The 19,745-nt window shown below is 57.8% G+C and carries 13 protein-coding genes and 1 pseudogene; 10 read left to right on the top strand and 4 right to left on the bottom strand.

Going from position 1 to position 19,745, the window contains the following annotated elements:
• Positions 1-141: 141 nt before the first annotated feature.
• Positions 142-567 (top strand): annotated as a pseudogene (locus tag Q7V03_RS21755) (hypothetical protein); the annotation flags it as partial.
• A gap of 133 nt (positions 568-700) precedes the next feature.
• Positions 701-3,466 carry a Hint domain-containing protein gene (locus tag Q7V03_RS21750; protein WP_304927674.1) on the top strand — a complete coding sequence of 922 codons (2,766 nt, stop codon included), beginning with the start codon at positions 701-703 and terminating at the stop codon, positions 3,464-3,466.
• 1,086 nt (positions 3,467-4,552) lie between these two features.
• On the opposite strand, the gene Q7V03_RS21745 is transcribed toward Q7V03_RS21750, so the two are convergent.
• The 4 genes from Q7V03_RS21745 to Q7V03_RS21730 form a co-directional block, all read right to left on the bottom strand.
• The gene (locus Q7V03_RS21745) at positions 4,553-5,692 is read right to left on the bottom strand and encodes a substrate-binding domain-containing protein (RefSeq protein WP_304927673.1); all 1,140 of its coding nucleotides are present in this window, start codon (positions 5,690-5,692) and stop codon (positions 4,553-4,555) included.
• A 210-nt stretch (positions 5,693-5,902) separates the two neighbouring features.
• Positions 5,903-6,868 (bottom strand): ABC transporter permease, encoded by a 966-nt coding sequence (locus Q7V03_RS21740; RefSeq protein WP_304927672.1) that lies wholly within the window; start codon positions 6,866-6,868, stop codon positions 5,903-5,905.
• Entirely contained in the window at positions 6,868-7,827 is a 960-nt protein-coding gene (locus tag Q7V03_RS21735) for an ABC transporter permease (RefSeq protein ID WP_304927671.1), read from the bottom strand. The genes Q7V03_RS21740 and Q7V03_RS21735 overlap by 1 nt, the downstream gene beginning before the upstream one ends.
• Before the next feature lie 10 nt (positions 7,828-7,837).
• Positions 7,838-9,328, bottom strand: coding sequence for a sugar ABC transporter ATP-binding protein (locus Q7V03_RS21730; RefSeq protein WP_304927670.1), 1,491 nt, complete (start codon positions 9,326-9,328; stop codon positions 7,838-7,840).
• A gap of 683 nt (positions 9,329-10,011) precedes the next feature.
• Here Q7V03_RS21730 and Q7V03_RS21725 point away from each other — a divergent pair.
• The 8 genes from Q7V03_RS21725 to Q7V03_RS21690 all read left to right on the top strand — a co-directional run bounded on the left by Q7V03_RS21725 (position 10,012) and on the right by Q7V03_RS21690 (position 19,681).
• Positions 10,012-11,094 carry an LLM class flavin-dependent oxidoreductase gene (locus Q7V03_RS21725; RefSeq protein WP_304927669.1) on the top strand — a complete coding sequence of 361 codons (1,083 nt, stop codon included), beginning with the start codon at positions 10,012-10,014 and terminating at the stop codon, positions 11,092-11,094.
• 68 nt (positions 11,095-11,162) lie between these two features.
• Complete coding sequence (locus tag Q7V03_RS21720) at positions 11,163-12,020, top strand: hypothetical protein (protein ID WP_304927668.1); 858 nt, start codon at positions 11,163-11,165, stop codon at positions 12,018-12,020.
• On the top strand, positions 12,010-13,209 hold the full coding sequence (locus Q7V03_RS21715) for a CaiB/BaiF CoA-transferase family protein (protein WP_304927667.1): 1,200 nt from the start codon (positions 12,010-12,012) through the stop codon (positions 13,207-13,209). The genes Q7V03_RS21720 and Q7V03_RS21715 overlap by 11 nt, the downstream gene beginning before the upstream one ends.
• Before the next feature lie 409 nt (positions 13,210-13,618).
• Positions 13,619-14,692, top strand: a complete 1,074-nt coding sequence (locus Q7V03_RS21710; RefSeq protein ID WP_304927666.1) for a sugar ABC transporter substrate-binding protein — start codon at positions 13,619-13,621, stop codon at positions 14,690-14,692.
• A 112-nt stretch (positions 14,693-14,804) separates the two neighbouring features.
• Entirely contained in the window at positions 14,805-15,758 is a 954-nt protein-coding gene (locus Q7V03_RS21705) for an ABC transporter permease (RefSeq protein WP_304927665.1), read from the top strand.
• Positions 15,755-17,272: a sugar ABC transporter ATP-binding protein gene (locus tag Q7V03_RS21700; RefSeq protein WP_304927664.1), complete on the top strand. Its 1,518-nt coding sequence runs from the start codon at positions 15,755-15,757 to the stop codon at positions 17,270-17,272. Before Q7V03_RS21705 ends, Q7V03_RS21700 begins: the two co-directional genes overlap by 4 nt.
• Before the next feature lie 10 nt (positions 17,273-17,282).
• Entirely contained in the window at positions 17,283-18,230 is a 948-nt protein-coding gene (locus Q7V03_RS21695; protein ID WP_304927663.1) for an ABC transporter permease, read from the top strand.
• A 20-nt stretch (positions 18,231-18,250) separates the two neighbouring features.
• Complete coding sequence (locus Q7V03_RS21690; RefSeq protein ID WP_304927662.1) at positions 18,251-19,681, top strand: NAD-dependent succinate-semialdehyde dehydrogenase; 1,431 nt, start codon at positions 18,251-18,253, stop codon at positions 19,679-19,681.
• The last annotated feature ends 64 nt before the right edge of the window (positions 19,682-19,745 follow it).

Genomic DNA, 19,745 nt, shown 5'->3' with positions numbered 1-19,745 from the left:
GCCAACACCGTCTTCGACAGCTACGATAAAATCCTCGACCAATGCGCCGCAGCCTGGTACTTCTTCGCGAACGAACCGGCAGCGATAACCTCGATCATGTCCAGAGACTGGGCAACGGTCAATATCTAGGGCCGTTGGTATTACACCCATCATGATGCCGAGATCGTGGCTGCTACCCTGGCAGCGCTGCCCGACAGCTTGGGCGGCAAGCGCATGGCGATCTACGTCGCCGAGCTGGCGCGCGCTGGGATGACGCCGGACTGGCTGCCAGGGGTTATCCCGCTATGCGTGCCGGTTGAGACCAAAACCAACCAGCACGGTGAGCGATCCCCCACAATCGTGGTGGGCACCGAACGCGTGCTGTCGCGCGGCAAATGGCGCAGTATTGAGATTCTCGCCTGTCCGGTCACCTGGCGACCGCACCCCGAGCAGATCGCCTCCGCTCGGCGCGGCTACGAGGATTGGTGGCAGGCGCTGGATTGGGTGCGGGATGGGCTCGTGGCGGGTGGCATGTTGAGGGAGGTCGAGGTGACGGCGGTGATGCCCAAGGTCCGGCCTTGGAAATGATAGGCTGGGTTCCCAATCGCATTTCTGGGACGGCCTGCTGCACGGCGCGGAAATCTCGGTCTGGGCCGACAAGGGCTATGTCAGCGCCGCGCGCGAGGTCGCCTTCGCTGAGCCGGTCAAGGTCTGGGGTGTCATGCGGAAAGTGCCAAAAGGCAGGCCGCTGCATCCCCTAGACGTGCAGATCAACTACATCATCGCCATGGTTCCGGCCAAGGTCGAGCTCCAGTTCCCCGGCATCAAACGCCAGTTCGGCGATGTGAAAACCCGTTACCGCGACCTGGCCAAGAGCCGTGCCCAGATGTTCACGCAGTTCGCACCCGGCAACCTATTTCTGGTGCGACAAAAACTGATCGCATGGGGACAAGTCAGCCCAAATTGGGCGAAAGGCCGCAAATACGACCCCGAACCATCGAAATCAGCGAATTTTGCCCGAAAGTGGTGCCCCCGCAACGTTCAGATGGTCATGTCGGAGAAGCTCAAAGCGTTGATCAGACGTTCCGAAAGTTGCTCCATGTTAAGTCTGTTGGGAGGCAATTATGTAATTACTGGCGTCACAGTCCAAAGGACGCACATGTCAATCCTAACCGTCGGACCAGCCTCAACCTACCCGACAATCGCTGCAGCGCTTGCAGACGCTGGCCCCGGCGATACGATCCTGCTTCAGGCGGGATACAGCAATGAAACCGCGACGGTCACAGCGAACGGCATAACCGTTGAGGGCAGTGCGACGTCAACCGGCATTGTGCTGCAGCTTGACGCCGGGGTTACTGGTCTGAATATTGCCGGGGCGGCACCGATAAATGTCCTCGATAGTAGCGGCGGCGGCAGCACAATTGCGGGGAACGCTGGCGACAATGTGATCACCGTCAGTGGCGGCATTGACGATGTAAGTGGTGGCTTGGGGAACGACCGGCTGGTCGTCGATTACAGCACCGCGACCGGAACAACGGTGGGCGACTCCACCACCGGCTTTGATGGCGCTGGTGTTGGATCGGTAACAATTGGGACGGGTTTTGAACATTTCACCATCAAGGCCGGGATGGGGGTCAATACCATTACCACAGGGGCTGGCGACGACGTTATCACGACGAGCAATACAGTTGCCAATACGATCGTTGCTGGTGAAGGCAACAATATCATCATCACTGGGTCTGGTATTGACACCATCAATACTGGTTTTGGGAATGATAAAATCCTTGCGGGGGAAGGTGCCAGCACGATCGTTGACACCGGTGGCAACAATTTTATTGTTACAGGGTCAGGCGTTGATACGATCCTTGTCGGCTCTGGCAACGATAGCATCTTCGGCGGGGATGGGGCCAACACAATTACCGGTCTGGCTGGCGACAAGATCATCGTCACCGGCGCTGGCATTGATACGATCACGCTCACTTCCGGAAACAACATCATCCAGACCGGTGATGGAGCCAGCACGATCGTCGCCACATCGGGAAACAACATGATCTGCACCGGTGATGGTGTCGATACCATCACCGTTACCAGTGGCAATAACATCATCGAAGCCGGCAATGGGGCCAATACGATAACCGCCAGCACTGGTCATAACATCATTTTTGGCGGCAGCGACATCGACACCATCACCGTCAGCGATGGCGGCAACTACATTGATGGTGGTGATGGTGCCAACACCCTTACCAGCGGTGCGGGGAATGATACGATCGTCTCCGGCGTCGATGTCGATACCATCGCCACCGGCGGCGGAGACGACAAGATCCTGATTACGGGTGGCGCCGACGTGATTGCTGCGGGGGCAGGCACAGACACGCTGGTCATCGACTATTCCGCAGCGACAGGTGCTGTGATTACCAGTGTTCCGGCTGGCGCATTAAGCACAGGATATACCGGAACCATAACCGGTTTGGGCGCAGCCTCCTACGCGGGCATTGAGAACTTTGATATTACCACTGGCAGCGGCAATGACTCGATCACAACCAGTGACGGCAATGACACCGTCAACTCCGGCACGGGAGTTGACCATATCAGTGCAGGCGGTGGGTCTGATTATATCTATGGCAATGCCAACGATGTGATTGACGGCGGCGAAGGCGAGACTGACGACGACACGCTCAATCTGTTCGGAACCGGCGCCTACACTATCGCCTACGACCCGCTGAACGGCGAAAACGGCGTGATCACCTTTGTGGATGGCTTTGGGGCTCCGACCGGAACCCTGACCTTCACGAACATCGAACATATCGTGAATGTGGCCCCACTGCCGCCGACTGTTGTTGTTCTCACGCCCGACCCGGCGCTGTGCGCGCCGATTGCGCCATGTTTTACACTTGGAACAATGATATCCACCTCAACGGGCCCGCGACGGATCGAGACGCTGAAAAACGGCGACCTCGTGATGACGCGCGACAATGGCTTCAAACCAATCCTCTGGATCGGAACCAAGGAACTGTCTGGCGCGCAATTGTCCGAAAATGATGCGCTGCAACCCATATCAATTCGTCGCGACGCATTTGGCAACGATTGCCCCAATCGCGACATGATGGTATCGCGCCAGCACCGGATTTTGCTGTGTGGTGCGCGGGCCGGGCTTCTGTTTGGCACAAACGAGGTTTTGGTCAGGGCACTGCATCTTACTTCGCTACCGGGAGTTGATGCCGTGGTAGTGGCGTCCGTGACCTATGTGCATATCATGTTCGACCGACACGAGATCGTGCACGCCGACGGCGCATGGAGCGAAAGTTTTCAGCCCGGCGATCGCACCCTTTCAGGAATGGATGCGGACCAGCGGCAAGAACTGGACACTATATTTCCAGAGCTTTGTGCGGTGAACCGTTTCGCCAACTACGACGCGGCGCGTATGACGTTAAAATCGTATGAGGCTCGCGTCTATCTCGCCGCTTCAGGGCAATCGCGTTTGGCCTAAGTGTTTCCTAACTAATTGAGAAGAATTAGAATAAGCGCAGCGCTTCACCTGGTGTGCTTCAGTTTGATCTAGACCGAGCCCTTGGCGGTGTCGTGGCGGACAAAATTGAAGGTGCAGCGGCGTGAGGCATGGCAATGTCGACGGGGCCATTAGCCTTGCGATTGCGGGCGGCATCTTCCCGGAACGAAACGTCAAGTTGCCAGTGTCGGGCATTCTCGATGCCCCCGATGGGCGCGGACGGTGGCCGTGAGGACCTCGGGAGCAGTCATCCATGACAGGGCGTATTGAGGGTCTGGATCTGCACCTTCCCATCCGCTTCTCGACCATGCCTCGATTCGGCTGAAGGCCGAGCTATCGCTGAATGTTGGTGACGGGGGGATTGGGTGGCATGTCAGGGCGTTGTGGACGCGCCGCAGTTCTCGCAGAGAAAAGGATATGCCGTATGACGAAGGATACGGTTGTCGCGTTTCGTGCGCCAGAAGGTTTTTCGCCTGATCCGCTCACGGGTTTTCTGCGCCAAGGCGCACGGGATCTGATTCCTGCTCTTTGATCATCCCGATGATCTGCGTCTCGGTGAAACGGCTCGTTTGAATACGTCTGCTCCTTCAGGTTGGGCAGACCCTGCATTAGACCGAGGGAACTTCCGGCGGGCAGGTCAGTAGCAGAGGCGACAAGTTGTGAGGATCGCCAGTGGCTGCCGTAGATTTGACTGATCCGAAGCCACTCAGCTGATCAATGCAGCCAAGGAAGCGCAGCACGCTAGACTGCCCCCCTGGCATGGTTCCTCCCCGGCTCTGTTTGTATGCGGGGGGGCGCAGCGCGGCATTTCGCTAGCGACAAGCACTTTCACCGGGGAATCCAGGCGGAAGCCACTTGGCGCGCGATCTGGGAAAAAGCGAATCGTTATCAAAGGCTTGCGGAATCACGATCTTGGCGTGCTGGATTCTTTTGCAGAATCCAGGCAATCCAGTTTGCAGAAGCCACCTGCGCGTAACCTGCGGCATTTCTCCCCGGCAAAACTGCTGGCCTCACATCACGAGCAGAGAGTTCGTGCTGCGGCCAATTCTGGTCGCAGCACTGTTGGCTTTACTGTGGGAAATCGACCTTAAAGGTGGTGGGGTCGTAATCCTTGATGCCGGTCGACAGGATCAGGTCGTTCGGCTTGTCCAGGCGGGCGTAATCTTCGATCCATTTATCGGCTTTGACCGAGGTGGTCTCATCGCCTTTGGTGATCGCAACTTCGACGTTCATCTCGTACTGGTGCGGCACTGGTTTGCCGTGCAGGATATCAAGACCAACGGTGACCGCGACGCCGCCCATCGCTGGCGGGTAGTCGTAGTTGAAAGCGGGCTGATTGTTTTGAACAGCAAGTTTGACGCAGCCGTTCAGGTCGGCGCAGGTGATCGGCGGCAGATCAGTCCAGCCAGCTTCGACCATAGCTTCAATCGCGCCCGAACCTTGCAGGCCGTGGTCATTCCACACGCCGTCGATGGTGTCGCCGTACTTTTGGATCAGGGCGGCCATCACCTGCTTGCCTTTGGCCGGGCTCCAGTCGGTGTATTGCATGTCAATCACTTTGATGTCTGGATAGTTCGCAAACACCTCATTGGCCGAGGCAATGCGGTTCACCGCCACCGAAACACCAGCCATGCCCGGCAGCATGACGATGTTGCCCTTGCCGCCCAGCTTTTCCACCATCCACTGCGCGCTCATATGACCATAAACGAAGTCCGAGGCGGTGATGAAGGTGGTGAAGTTCTCACTGGTGATGCGGCGGTCAACCAGTACCACTGGAATGCCAGCCTCATAGGCGCGGCTCACGATCGCGTCCAAGGCTTCGGCGGTTGCAGCCGAGACGATCAGCAGATCTACGCCGCGCGAGATCAGGTCTTGTACGTCAGAAACCTGCTTGGCCGGGTCGTCGTTGGCATCGGTGATGATCAATTGCTTGATCTGGTCGGCGTTGTCATGGGCGGCCTGCTGGACGGACGCCAACATGCCGACGCGCCAGCTGTTCGAGATCGACGCGTTCGAGAAACCGATGACGTAGGGGCCATCTTTCTTGTACTGGGTCGTGTCCATGATCGTAGTGGGCGACGTGCCCCACAACATGGTGCGCGATGCGCCTGTGTAGCCAGTCTTCTCCGCATCTTGCGCGAAGGCGGTCGTTGCCGACGCCGCCGCCAGACCTGCGACCAGCGCATAGTTTAGAACATTCTTGAGCATGTAGTGTCCTCCCTTGGATTGATTTTGCCGTCACAACAACCTCTTGCGAGCAGCTTGTTACCTTCATGAAAGTCTCTGTCGCTTTGCGGATATCCGCGTGGGGTTTCCCTCTCTTGGGGCGCTTTACGGCGCCTCAGTCGGTCACGAGAGTCCCCGTCTCTCGTAAGGTTTCTGGCGGGCCGCCGCCTTTCGCATCAGGCGCCTTTCGCATCAGGCTGCCTTGCGCACGTAAAGGGCTGCAGCGGCGATGATGACGACGCCCTTGATGATGATCTGAAACTCGATAGGCATGCCGATCATCAGGACCGCGTTGAACACCACGACCAGAATGGCCGCGCCCAACAAGCCTCCAATGATGGACCCACGCCCCCCCGACAAGGCGACGCCGCCCATCACCGCCGCCACGATGGAATCCAGCTCGAACCCGCGCCCGACCCAGTTGTCGACGATGCCCACAAAGCCCGAGTAGATCAGCCCGGCCAGCGCCGCGAGGCCACCAGATATGACATAGCTGGCGATGGTGATTCGGTCGGCATTGATGCCCACCAAACGCGCCATCACCGGGTTGCCGCCCGTAAGGTAGACGCGCCGCCCATAAGTCGATTTGTGCAGCAGCGCCGAAAACACCACCGCCAGAACGATCAGGATCATCAGGTTGTAGGGCACGCCGTAAAACGTCTGCGATCCCAGCACGCGGTAGATCGGCGGCACGTTGCCGGATGGCGCACCTTGGGTATAGGCAAAGCGTAGGCCTTGCAGCAGCGTCATGGTCGCCAGCGTTGCAAGAAATGGCGATACGCTGCGCTTGGTGATCAACAGGCCATTGACCAACCCGGTCAGAACGCCAATCGCCATGGCAACCAGAAACACCGGAAGTGCGTCGCTGTCTTGGCCGCTAAAGCTTGTCGCCACCACCGCCGCCGTGGCCATCACCGAGGCCACCGACAAATCCAGCCCCCGGACCAGAATAACCAGCACCTGACCGATCACCACGATCCCCAAAGGTGCCGCCTGCAACAGCATGTTTGAGATATTGTTTCCCGCCAAAAAGGCCGGGGAAAGGATCCCGGTGACCGCGATCAACGCCAGCAGCACAAGGTGAATTCCATAGTTGCGAACGGCCTGCATCGAAAGGATTTGCGGGGCCTGCTTGGGGGGTTGGGCCAATTGTGTCATCACACCCTCTTCTTGTTTTCGACATAGACAGACACGGCAATGATCACGATCAGGCCCTGCACGATCAGTTGGTAATGGCTGGAAATATCCATGAAATTCAGAAGGTTATTCAGCAAAGACACCAGATATACGCCCATCAGCGTGCCGATCACTCCGCCCCGGCCTCCACTCAGTAGGGTGCCGCCAACCACCACTGGGGTGATCGAAGTCAGGGTAAAGTTTTGCCCGGTATAGGGCTGCCCTGCCCCCAAACGAGCGACCAGAAAGATTGCTGCAACCGAAGCCATCAGGCCGCAAAAGCCATAGGCAACGAACAGCACCCGTCTGCGCGGCAGGCCCATCAGCTGCGCGCCCAAGGCGTCATCGCCGGTGGCATAGATATAGCGGCCCAGCGGTGCCTTGCGCAGAAAGATCGCGGTCAGCACAAAGGCCGCGATGGTGAAAACGGCCCCAATAGGCAGGCCCAGAATGCGACCATATGCCAACTCGTCAAATCCCTTGGGCATCTTGCCAATCGGAGTTTGCGTGTAAAGCAAAGTCACCCCCTGCAGCACAGCACCCGTCCCCAAGGTCACGATCAACGGATGCACCCCCAGATAGATCGAGGCCCCCGCATTGATCAGGCCCACCAGAACTCCGGCCGCCATGATCGCGATCAACGCAACCCACATCATCGTGGGATCACCATCGGTAATGCCCGACAAAAGCACAGACGCCAGACTGACCATCGACCCGACCGACAGATCAATCCCACGCGTGATAATCACAAGCGTCTGGCCAAGGCTGACCAGTGCGAGTGCCGTCGATTGCTCCAGAATGTTAACCGCGTTTGAAGCCGTTCCGAACTTGTCTGAGACGATCATGCCAAAGACGACCAGGACAAAAATCAACCCGATGACGGTCAACAGGCCGCCACGGCGCTTGGTGAGATATGTGAAAGTAGATGCGACAGAATTCATGTTCGGTCCCTCAGGAGGCGCGTTTTTGGGTGGCAAGCTGGATGATCCGCTGATCGTCGATCTCACCTGCGCCCAAGCGACCAGTGATCACGCCTTCGCGCATGACGTAGACACAGTCGGCCAAACCAATGACCTCGGGCATTTCGGAGCTGATCATCAGCACCGCCAAACCCTTGTCGGCCAAGCCGCGCATGATTCGGTATATTTCCGCCTTGGCCCCCACATCGACGCCCCGCGTGGGTTCGTCCATGATGATGACTTTCTTCGACGTGCGGGCCCAACGCGCGACCAGCACCTTTTGCTGATTGCCGCCCGACATGGTCAGCACAGCGCCCTGCGGACCCCGGCAAGCAATGCGGTAATTCTCGATTTCCGACGCGGCAATGTCGCGTTCCTTGCGCTGATCGACCCAGCCCGATTGACTGACTGCACCCAGATCAGAGGCTGTGATATTGGTCGCCACGTCCATGTGCATGGCCAAACCTTGGCCCTTGCGATCTTCGGTCAAAAGGCCGATGCCCTTTTCAATCGCCAGCGCTGGGGTCATCTTGCGCAGCACCTCACCGCCAATGTTGACCTCACCCGACGACATCGGGATTCCACCAAACAGCGCCAAGGCAAGTTCGGTGCGCCCCGCCCCAACCATGCCTGACAGTGCGGTGATTTCGCCCGCTCGCAGATCAATGCTAGCCTTGTGGACCCGTCCCTTGACCGAAACCTCTGTCGCCGACAACACAACCGCGCGGTCTTCACCAACCCGCGCCTTTGGCGGGAACAATTCGCTCATATCGCGGCCAACCATATGGGCCACAAGCCGGTCATTGGTCATGCCTGACACAGGTTCGGTCACGACAAACTGCCCGTCCTTGAACACCGTCACCCGGTCACAAAGTTCAAAGATTTCTTCCAAACGGTGCGAGATATAGATGATCGCGACCCCATCATCACGCAGCGCGCGCAGGCGGCTGAACAACATCTCAACTTCATGGCCCGCGATCACTGCAGTCGGTTCGTCCAGGATCAGCAGTTTGACCTTGTGAACCATCGCCTTGGCGATCTCGACCATCTGCTGATCGGCAACGCTCAACTCTGATACCAGTGCATCGGTGTTAATTTTAACACCAAGGCGGTCAAGCAGATCATTCGCATCTTGCCGGGTTTGTTTATGGTCAATGCCGTTCATGAAACCACGGCGTTCGTGACCCAGAAAAATATTCTCAGCAACCGTTAGATTCGGAAATAAGACGAATTCCTGATAAATAACATGAATGCCCGCGTTTTTTGCCGCAGCGGGCGACGACCAATGCACGATCTCGCCATCAAATTCTATGTTGCCCTCATCGGGTTGATGCACGCCCGCTATAATCCGGGTCAGAGTGGACTTGCCCGCACCATTTTCACCGACAAGCGCATGAATTTCGCCTGCCTTCACGTCAAGCTGTACTGCTGACAGCGCTTTTACGCCCGGGAAGCTTTTTGAAACATTCGAGACAGTCAGCATAGTTTCCCTCCCGTTCCGACGCCGGATCAAAAATCGTCGCGCCGCGAACCTTACTCAGCAGGAATCTGCGCTCCTGCCTGACCAAAGAATGAGGCGAACAAGGGCGGCTCGACAATTGGCGCATGTGCGACGGCAGGTGTGGCACTGTGTGTCACATCGCGTAAAATATTGATTTATCAGTATATTAATTGGGAACTTTCAGCGCCACTTCCTGAATTCAACACATCATTCCCATACCTGTGACACATGTTTTTGGGCAAATTCTGGCAATTGGGCACCCAGACGACAAAGCGGCCATTCCGGGACGCAACGATCTTAATCCCCGGCCACGCGGATCCCAAAACTGTCGCTTCTGAGACAAAACCCACGGTACAGGCCGCGCCGCTTGGTACGGTAGCCAAGAACTCGATATTAGCGGACGCTAGCCCAGGATCTGCAAACCGGAGGAGTTGCAAATCCTTGGGATCAAATGTTGCGACATAAGTCGCTAGCCAGAATTCAGCGGGAGTCAAGGCCAATTTTGCTGGCCAGATTGGTGCAAAGAAATACGCGGCATCAATCGGTCAAAACACATCCCTTCGCCTAACTGATTGGCAATTCAATTCAATGCGATGCCCCAAACGTCCGAAATAACCGGTCGTCAGTAATATCTTCTGGCGACAACAGCATGGAGAGAAAATAATATGGTAAAACTTGGAACATTCGCGATGCCGCTGCACCCGCCGCATCGGTCATATAGCGAAATCCTGAAAGAGAATCAGGACAAGATCATTCTGGCCGACCAACTTGGCTTTGAGTACGCCTATATGGGCGAGCATTTTTCCTGCACGACCGAGCAAATCGCCTCGCCGCTGATCTTCTTTGCAAGTCTGATCAACCAGACCAAAAACATCAAGTTCGGCACAGGCGTGATGGGTCTGCCGCAACACCATCCGGTCATCGTGGCCGGTGAAGTGGCACAGCTGGATCACATGTCCGGCGGTCGCTTTGTCTGGGGGATCGGGCCGGGCGGTCTGGCATCTGACCTTGAAGTGTTCGAGCATAACGATCACGCCGAGCGCAACGAGATGCTTGCCGAACACCTGCGCATCGTTCTGGATATCTGGAAGTCGGACCCGCCCTACGACATCAAGGGCAAGTATTGGAACGTGAAGATCGAGAACTCGATCTACCCGGAACTGGGCATCGGCCAGATGAGCAAGCCGTTCCAACTGCCGCATCCGCCGATCCACATCTCAACCATGTCGCCTGACAGCCCGACGGTGGCGCTTGCCGCCCGCAAAGGCTGGGTGCCGATTACGGCGAACTTCTGCCCGCATGAGACCGTTTACGGTCACTGGAAACAGTATGTCGCGGGCTGCGAGTCGGTGGGCCGCAAGCCTACGGGCGACGATTGGTCGGTTGCGCGTAACTTCCTGATTGGTGAAAGCGATGCGCAGGCCGAGGATTGGATGATGGATCCCAAGGGTTCCAGCCACTACTATTATGACTACATGTGGAAGGTGCTTCTTGCCGCCGATTACACCACAGTGGGCAAGCCTGACCCGACCATCTCGAACGAAGACTGGGGCGTCGAGCGCTTTATGCGGTCGTCGATCATTTGGGGGTCGAAGAAGACCGTTCTGGAAAAAATCCACGACCTGCGTGAGAAATCCGGCCCCTTCGGCACCCTGCTGATGGCGATGACCGACGGCAGCGGCCCGAACTATGAGCGCGAGCAACTTACGATGCGCCGCTTGGCCGAAATACGCCCGATGATCAAGTAACCCCTATGGCGTCGGCAGCCCATGGGTTGCCGACGCATTTTTTTTGTTATTGCGGGAAAGGGCCGGGCATGTCGCAACCATCAAACGTTGAGGCGGTGGATATTTTTACGCTGTCGCAAGCCAGACGGGTTGCCGCTATGCTGGATATAGACCCGGCTCGGTTTGCCCTTGGTGATCCCATTCCGCGCGGCTGGCACTTCGCCATGCTTGCCGGCGAAACCCCAAGGCACAGCCTACGGTCAGACGGTTTCCCCGGCCTCGGCGTGGCAATGCCGCAGCTGGACCGCCCAAGACTGCTGCTCGGTCAACGGAATACCGAGTTTAGGGGTGATCTGTGGGTCGGCGCTGAAATCCGGCGTCACAGTGCGATTGCCAGTATTGTCGATAAAATTGGTCGCGCGGGCCCGCTGTCGATTGTAAAAGTTGCGCACAACCTTTCGGCGGACTATGGTGCCGAGGGTGCGCGCGGATCGGTACATGAAACGCAAACCTATTTCCTTGCCGGATTGCCGCCAAAAGATGGCGCTGTTAGCGACGCAACGCCCAAATCTTTGAATACCCCCGCCGTGCTGTACGGAATAACCCAGGTCGTAACCCCCGATGATCTTTTGCTGTTCCAGTACTCGGCTTTGGGGTTCAACACCCACAGTATCCACTTTGACCGGGACTACGCCCGCAACGTTGAAGGTCACCCTGATCTTGTGGTCAACGGCGGTCTGGCAACCCTGCTTGCGACAGAGTTTTTGCGCACGGATCTGGGCAAAACGCTAAAAAGCCTTTCTGCAAGGCATCTTGCACCGCTCTACGTCAACCGGCCCATGACAATTTTCGTGCCCGAGCTGACCGAACGTGACGCGGGCGTAACCCTTATCGACTGCGATGGCACCATCGCGGCGGAATTGACGGTGAGTTTCGATGACCTATGAACCCCTATCCGGCATTCGCGTGTTGGACCTGACGGCAGTAGTGGTCGGCCCTGCGGCGACGTGGCGGCTAGGCCAATATGGCGCTGAAATCATCAAGGTCGAAAACCCCGAGGGCGACCTGATGCGCGGGCTTGGCGGGCTGTCGCCAACGGGGCAACAGGCGGGGGCCTATCTGCATTTGAACCGGGGCAAGCGGAACATCTGTCTGAACCTGAAGGCCCCCGGCGCATCGGACGTGATGCAAAAACTGATCGAATGGGCCGATGTCATCGTGGCCAATATGCGCCCCAAGGCGCTGGCTCGGCTGGGGCTGGACCCTGAAACGGTGCGCGCCAATCACCCGGAAAAGATCTATTGTTTGTTGACCGGCTATGGCTCTGACGGTCCTTACGGTGGCTTTCCCACATATGACAGCGTGGTTCAGGGCGCGGTCGGCCTGCCGGGACTAAGCATGGCGCGCGACGGGGTGCCACGCTATGTACCCTTGCTGATCTGCGACCATGTGGTGGGTGAAATTGCGGCTGGTGCGATTATGGCCGCTCTGATGAACCGGCACCGCAAAGGCGTTGGCGTGACGCTGGAAGTGCCGATGTTCGAGACGATGGCGACGATGGTTCTGCAAGAACACCTGGCCGCGCAAAGTTTCGATCCCCCGGTTGGCCCCTATGGCGATCAGCGTTTGCTCAGTCCGCACAACCAACCGATCAAAACCAAGGACGGCTATATCGCCATCACCATCAACACCGACCCGCAGGTTCGGGCGTTTCTGGTGGCAACAGAACGCGCCGCGCTGACCGCTGACGCGCGGTTTGCCAGCGTGTCCGCACGGGCGGTCAACGTGGCCGAATGGTTCAAGATTCGCGGCGCCGCTTTAGAGGACAAGACAACCGATGAATGGTTGAATATCTTCCGCGCCGCAGATCTTGCCACCATGCCGATCCATTCCATCGAAAGCCTGAGCCGCGACCCACATCTGGCGGCCGTCAAGCTGATCACACAGGAAGATCACCCGACCGAAGGCCGGACTGCCGTTTTGCGCAGTTCAATCCTTGCCGATGGCAAGACGCTGTCGCCCCGCAGCCCGTCTGCGCCGCGCGGCTGGGATACGGGACAGATTCTGGATGAACTTGGCTATTCAAAGGCTGAAGCACAGGCACTTTTGAACCAAGGCGCTGCTGTCTTGGACTGACGAAAACCATTTACCCCCACCCGATCCGACACGCTTTCTGCCCATAAGCAGAGGGCGCGCTTGCCATGCGCGGGCCTGCGGCATTCACAGGTGCAAATTCATTTATTACAGGGGCTTACCCCACATTGAGGATCAAGAAGTGTCGCGTCTGAGACAAGGCCAAACCACAGCCCCGCCGCTGATGGGCCAGTGGGCAAAGATGATCCAATCCCGCAGCATCATCGTGGGAGAGCCGGAAAGCTGCGGTGGCGGGAGTGGCCAAGCGCAACAGCCAACAGTTAAACCTAGCCAAGAAATCGGGCTGCAAAGCCCGCCAATACACAGCCTCGGCGACACAAACTCTCATGCGTTTTGCAGATCACAAGGCGCAAGGCACGGCGGAATGACAATCAATCAGGGAGGAACTGAAATGATCTTCAATAAACTGACAACTTTGGGTCTGACGGCGGCTTTCGTCGCTGCGGCGTCCACGGTTGTATTCGCTCAGGACGACACGTCCAAGAAACTGTACCTTGGAGTGGGCAACACCAGCGCCGACTACTGGACCCAGATGATCTGGGGCGCGACCCAGGTTATGGAATCAGTCGGCGGCACCGTCGCAGTCATAGGCAACGATTTTGACCCTCAGAAGTCGCTGCAGAACATCGGCGCTATCACCGCTCCGGGCTGCGAAGGCTGTATCTTCACCTGGTTTCCGGATTCGCCTGCATTCACCAAGACTTTCGTCGAGAAAATCGGTGACGCTGGCGGCTTTATCACCACGCTGTGGAACCGCGCCGAAGAGATCCACCCATGGGATACCGCGCCTGATGCATGGATCGCGAACATCTCGTTCGACGGTGTTGACGCGGGCTATCAGAACGGCATGGAACTTTGCAAAGCCATGAACGGCGAAGGCGCCATCGTGGTGCTGCAAGGCGTTCTGGACAACGCGCCGGCCAAGCAGCGCACCATGGGTCTGGAAAAGGCCATCGCTGAATGCCCCGGCATGACCATCCTGGACAAGCAAGTCGGCAGCTGGCAGCAAGCTCCGGCGCAAGACATCATGCGCACCTGGCTGACCAAATACGGCGACAAGATCAAAGGTGTAGTCGGTCAGAACGATGCCATGGCTTTGGGTGCTTTGGCGGCCCTTCGTGAAGCTGGCCTTGCAGGCAAAGTCTTTGTCACCGGCACCGACGGTTCCAGTGACGTGGTCAAGCAGATCGAGTCTGGCGAGATCCTGTCGACCATGAGCGGCTTGAATGAATATCAGGGCGCTGTTGCAGCGGCTTTGGCCTACGGCGTGCGTGTTGGCGACATCAAAGTGGCCGATCTGACCGAAGCACAGCGTGACTTCTTCATGCAGCAGATCCTGATCACCAAGGCTAACGCGACCGAGTTTCTGGCGCGCAAGCCCGATCCGGCTGAATACAGCTACGAAGCCATCAAGGCCGACATCTGGGCCAAGTCCGCAGGGCAAATCCCGGCTGGCGTAAACTAAGGCAGTCAGGGCGCAGCTCAGCTCTCCTGCGCCCTGTTTCCTCGGCTCTATCCAGATCGGAGAGAGCCATTCTTCTTAACCTTTTCAGCATTCGATAAGGCGGACGTCGCAGATGTCGAACTTGATTAAATCCCAAGGCCCGTTGTTGGCTTTGACAGGGCTGGTGGTGATATTCTCGGTGTTTAGCGAAAGCTTCGCCTCAATGGCGAACTTTGCAGCCGTGCTAGAGGCCGCAGCCATTCCCGCCATTGTCGCCATCGGGCTGACCTATGTGCTGATGCAGGCCTCGATCGACCTTTCGGTTGAAGGGGTGGCGTCATTGGCCAACATCATTCTGTCTATCACGGTGGCCAATTCGGTAACCACGACCGACATCGGCCTTTGGGCCATACCCTTGGTGCTTTGCGCGGGCCTTCTGGTGGGGGCAACCAGTGCTGCGGTGTCGATCTATGTGAGGATGCCGTCGTTGATCGTTACGCTAGGCATGTGGCTGACCACTGTCGGGATGGCCGCGTTGCTGTTTCCTGATCGTCTGCCGCAACTCTTGGAAACCCGGATCACCCAACTTGCGATCGACAAACAATTTGGCCTTAGCTGGATCGTTTATTTGACGCTGGCGCTGATCCTGGTGGCGCTTTGGGTTGAAAAGTACACCCGCTTTGGCCGGATGAGCCGCGCGATTGGTGAAAATGAACCGGTGCTTATCATGTCGGGCATCAAGGTCAATCGCCACAAGATCGCGGCCTTTGCTTTGGCCGGGGGCTGCTATGCGCTGGCGGGTATCCTTTTGGGCGCGCGCATTGGTGTGGGCAATACCCAATCGGGCGTTGGTCTTTTGTTCCCTGCAATCGCGGCCTGCGTTCTAGGTGGCACCCTTTTGTCCGGCGGTCAGGGCGGCATCCGGCAATCCATGATCGGGGTGCTGATTTTGGTCAGCCTTCGTAACGGGCTGATCCAGATCGGCGTTGATCCCCTACTGCAAAGTGCGCTGGAAGGCGCTGTCATCATCATAGCCGTCGCCGGATCGACATGGCATCTGCGGCGCAAGGTCAGGGTCATCAAATGACAACTGCATTTTCACTTGAGGGTATCACCAAGCGCTTTGGCGAAGTTACCGCGTTGGACAATGTTAGCCTGACGCTGAACGAAGGCGAAGTTCTGGGGCTGATCGGGCAAAACGGATCGGGCAAATCCACCATCATGAAGGTTATGGCGGGCCTGCACCGCCCCGACACCGGCATCATCCGCGTTGGCGGCAAAGTCGTGCAGCTGCGATCACCACTAGAGGCGGCGCAGGCGGGCATTGGCCTTGTGCATCAGGAACAATCACTGATCACCTCGCTGACCGTCGCGGAAAACCTGTTTCTGGACAAACCCGCCACATCAACCCGGCTAGGCGTCTACCGCTGGGCCAAACTGCGCGACCGCGCCAAACATCAGTTGGAGAAGGTCGAACTGGACATCGACCCGTTTACCTCGGTGTCAGAGCTGTCCTTTGGTCAGCGTCAGATGGTTGAACTGGCCAAGGTTCTGTCACTGGAAGAACTGGTTCACGGCCATCTGGTCATCCTGTTTGATGAACCGACAGCGGTTTTGAACCCGCCCGAAATTCAATCGCTGTTCAGCCAGATCCGGCGGATCAAACATCGGTCTTCGGTGGTGTTCGTGTCGCACCGCATGGACGAAATCCTTGATATTTCCGACCGCGTCTATGTGATGAGCGACGGTCGCAATGTGGCCGACCGCGACAAAGAAAACGTCAACGTCGATGAGCTTTATGAGCTGATGGTGGGCAAGCAGCGGGTGAACCGCGAAGACCGTAAACCACGCAACGCCCAGATCGGAGCAGAACCGGCGCTGACGCTGAAGAACGTCACTGTGCCGGGTGAGATCGAAGGCATCAGCCTGACGCTTGCCCCTGGAGAAATTCTCGGCCTGATTGGCGTGCAGGGTTCGGGGGCCGAAACCATTCTGCGCACCGTGTTCGGGCTGTCGGACCGATGGAGCGGGGAAATCGACTATTTCGGCATGCCGCTGAACGTCGACAGTCCGCCGCAAGCCGTGGACAAGGGCATTGGCTATTTGCCCGCCGAGCGTAAGACTGAAGGCATGATCCGCAACACAACCGTGTCCGAGAATGTAGCGATCACCTACGGCTGGCAGCACGGTCATGGCGCTGGGTTGATTTCGCGGGCGCGCGAGCGTGGGTTGATCCACAACTGGGTGACGAAACTTGGCATCAAAACCCCGTCCATTGGTCAGCGGATCGACACCCTTTCGGGGGGCAATCAGCAAAAAGTGGTGCTGTCGAAATGGCTGTTCGGCAAAACGCTGAAAGTCCTGATGCTGGACCACCCGACGCGCGGACTTGATCCCGGCGCGCGGTCTGACCTGTTTGGCGTGATCCGCGAACTGGCCGATCAGGGGCTGGCGATCCTATTGGTGGGCGACACGCTGGACGAGGTTTTGACGCTGTCTGATGCGATTATCGTCATGAAGGACGGGCGTGTCAGCGCCCGAATCGAAGGGGTTCAGGCCACACCACCTTCGGAAGAAGAGCTGGTCAAGGCGATGGTATAGGGGAAAAGCGATGACCAAAGATACCATTCTAATGTTTTTGCGCCGCAATGGGGCGTTAGTTGTGTTGGCCATCATTCTGACCGCCGTTTCAACCGCAGCACCGGGCATTCTGCGCTGGCGGGCGATCAACTCACTGCTACAAGACAACGCGCCGCTGTTGATCATGATTGTCGGGGCAACGCTGCCCATTCTTTTGGGGTGTCTTGACCTGTCGATTGCCGCGATGGCGTCGCTCGCGGCCGTAATGGCGGCGATGCTGTCACCCGCCTTGGGGTCGGCCAGCGCCTATGTGGTGGTTGCAGGTGCCGCGATGATCGGTGGGCTGCAAGGCTGGATGATCGGCCGGTTGCAGGTGCCGTCTTTTGTCATTTCCTTGGGCGCATTGGGGATATTCAAGGGCATCGGCATGTATCTGACGGCGGCCGACATGGTCGGCATCGCGCCGGGCATCAGCGTGTATGAAACGCTGGGCAGCCGGAGTTTTGGCATCTCGAACGCCTTCATTCTGGTGCTGATCGTCGCGTGGCTTTTCACGCTGATGCTGAAACTCTCAAACCTTGGTCGCAATATTTATGCCTTTGGTGCCAATGAGATAGCCGTCTACATCTCGGGTGTGCGCCGCGATATGGTGCGTGCCTTTGCCTTTGCCGCATCGTCTGGCTGTGCCGCATTAGGCGGTGTTATGATGATTTCGCAAACGATGTTTGCCAGCGCCACCGTCGCCAACAGCCTGCTTTTGCCTGCTTTGGTTGGCGTGGTTGTTGGTGGCACGGCGATTTCGGGCGGTGTTGGTGGGGTTCTTTCCAGCCTGATCGGAGGGCTGATCGCCATTCTGATCCGTGTCGGCGTGACAATTTCCGGCTTGCCACCTGAAAGCCAAGACGTGGCCTTCGGAATCACCATCCTGATCGCCGTCGCCTTGACCACCGACCGGGCCAAGATTGGCCTCGTCAAATGAAACCCAACAATGAGGCTATCATGTTTCCAATTGCAGGATTGATCATCGGCGGCGTCAGCCGTGCTGTGGGCAGTGCGGGGGTGCTTGAACTGACCAACCCCGCCACGGACGAGGTTTTGGCTGCCCTGCCCAAAGCGGGCTTGTCAGAAGTCACCGAGGCGGCGCAAATTTCGTTGCAGGGCTTTGCCGAGTGGTCGGCGGTTTCACCCTATGAGCGGTCAAAAATCTTGCGCCGCGCCGCTGATCTTATGCGCGTACGGACAGAAGTGGCCGCGCATTGCCTGACGCTTGAACAAGGCAAGCCGATTGCGCAGGCGCGGTTGGAATGGGCGGGGGCTGCGGACCTGCTGGAATGGTTTGCCGAAGAAGGCCGCCGCAGCTATGGCCGGATCATTCCGGGCCGTTTGGCCGAATCTGAACTTCGAGTTTTGCGCAAACCGGTGGGCCCGGTGGCTGCTTTGGCACCGTGGAACTTCCCGGCCTGGGGCATGATGCAAAAGATCGCGCCTGCGCTGGCTGCGGGCTGTTCGGTTGTGGCTAAGCCGTCCGAGGTGACACCCGTCACCACCTGGCACATCGCCATGTGTCTGCTGGAGGCAGGTCTGCCGCCCCGCGCGATCTCTGTGATCTGGGGCAGCTCTTCGATGATTTCCGAAGCCTTGATCAAATCGCCTGAAATCCGCAAAGTCAGCCTGACAGGGTCCACACGTGTTGGTCGCATCGTGGCGGCCATGGCAGGCGAGTCTCTGAAGAAAGTGACGATGGAGTTGGGCGGTCATGCCCCGGTCATTGTCGCCCGCGATGCCGATATGGCCAAACTGATCCCCCTTGCCGCGCAATGGAAGTTCCGCAATGCGGGTCAAGTTTGCGTGTCGCCCACGCGCTTTCTCGTCGAGAATCAGGTCTATGATGCCTTTGTAGATGGCCTTGCCGAGGCGGCGGGCAAGATCAAAGTCGGCAACGGCATGGATGCCGACACGATGATGGGGCCCCTTTGCACCCGCAACCAACGCAATGTAATCTCAAGCATGGTGGCTGACGCCCGGGCCAAAGGTGCGCGCGTTGTGGCGGGCGGCGATGCGATTGGCAATGTGGGCAATTTCCACGCGCCAACCGTTGTGGCCGAGGCAAATTCTGATCTGCTGGCGATGAATGATGAACCCTTTGGCCCCTTGGCGCTTGTGTCGCGGGTTGGGTCTATCGACGAGGCTTTGGCTGAGGCCAATCGCATGCCAGTGGGCCTTGCGGCATATGCCTTTAGTTCCAATGCTCACACCATTGCCAAGATTTCCCGGGCGGTTAAGGCGGGCATGCTTGGCGTCAACCACTTCTCGATGGGCCTGCCGGAAACCCCGTTTGGCGGCGTTCTTGACAGTGGGTTCGGGTCGGAAGGCGGGATTGAGGGGCTAGAGGCTTATTCGACACCCATGCTTATCTCTGCCATGGTCTAACGGCGTTGTAGAATAGAAAAGGGCCGCGCAATCTGCGCGGCCCTTTGCACTTCTGGGGTTTGGT

This window comes from Cypionkella sp. (assembly GCF_030652235.1).
GTDB lineage: Bacteria > Pseudomonadota > Alphaproteobacteria > Rhodobacterales > Rhodobacteraceae > Cypionkella.
The sequence above is the reverse complement of the archived record's forward strand: the minus strand, read 5'-3'. Positions and strand labels throughout refer to the sequence as shown.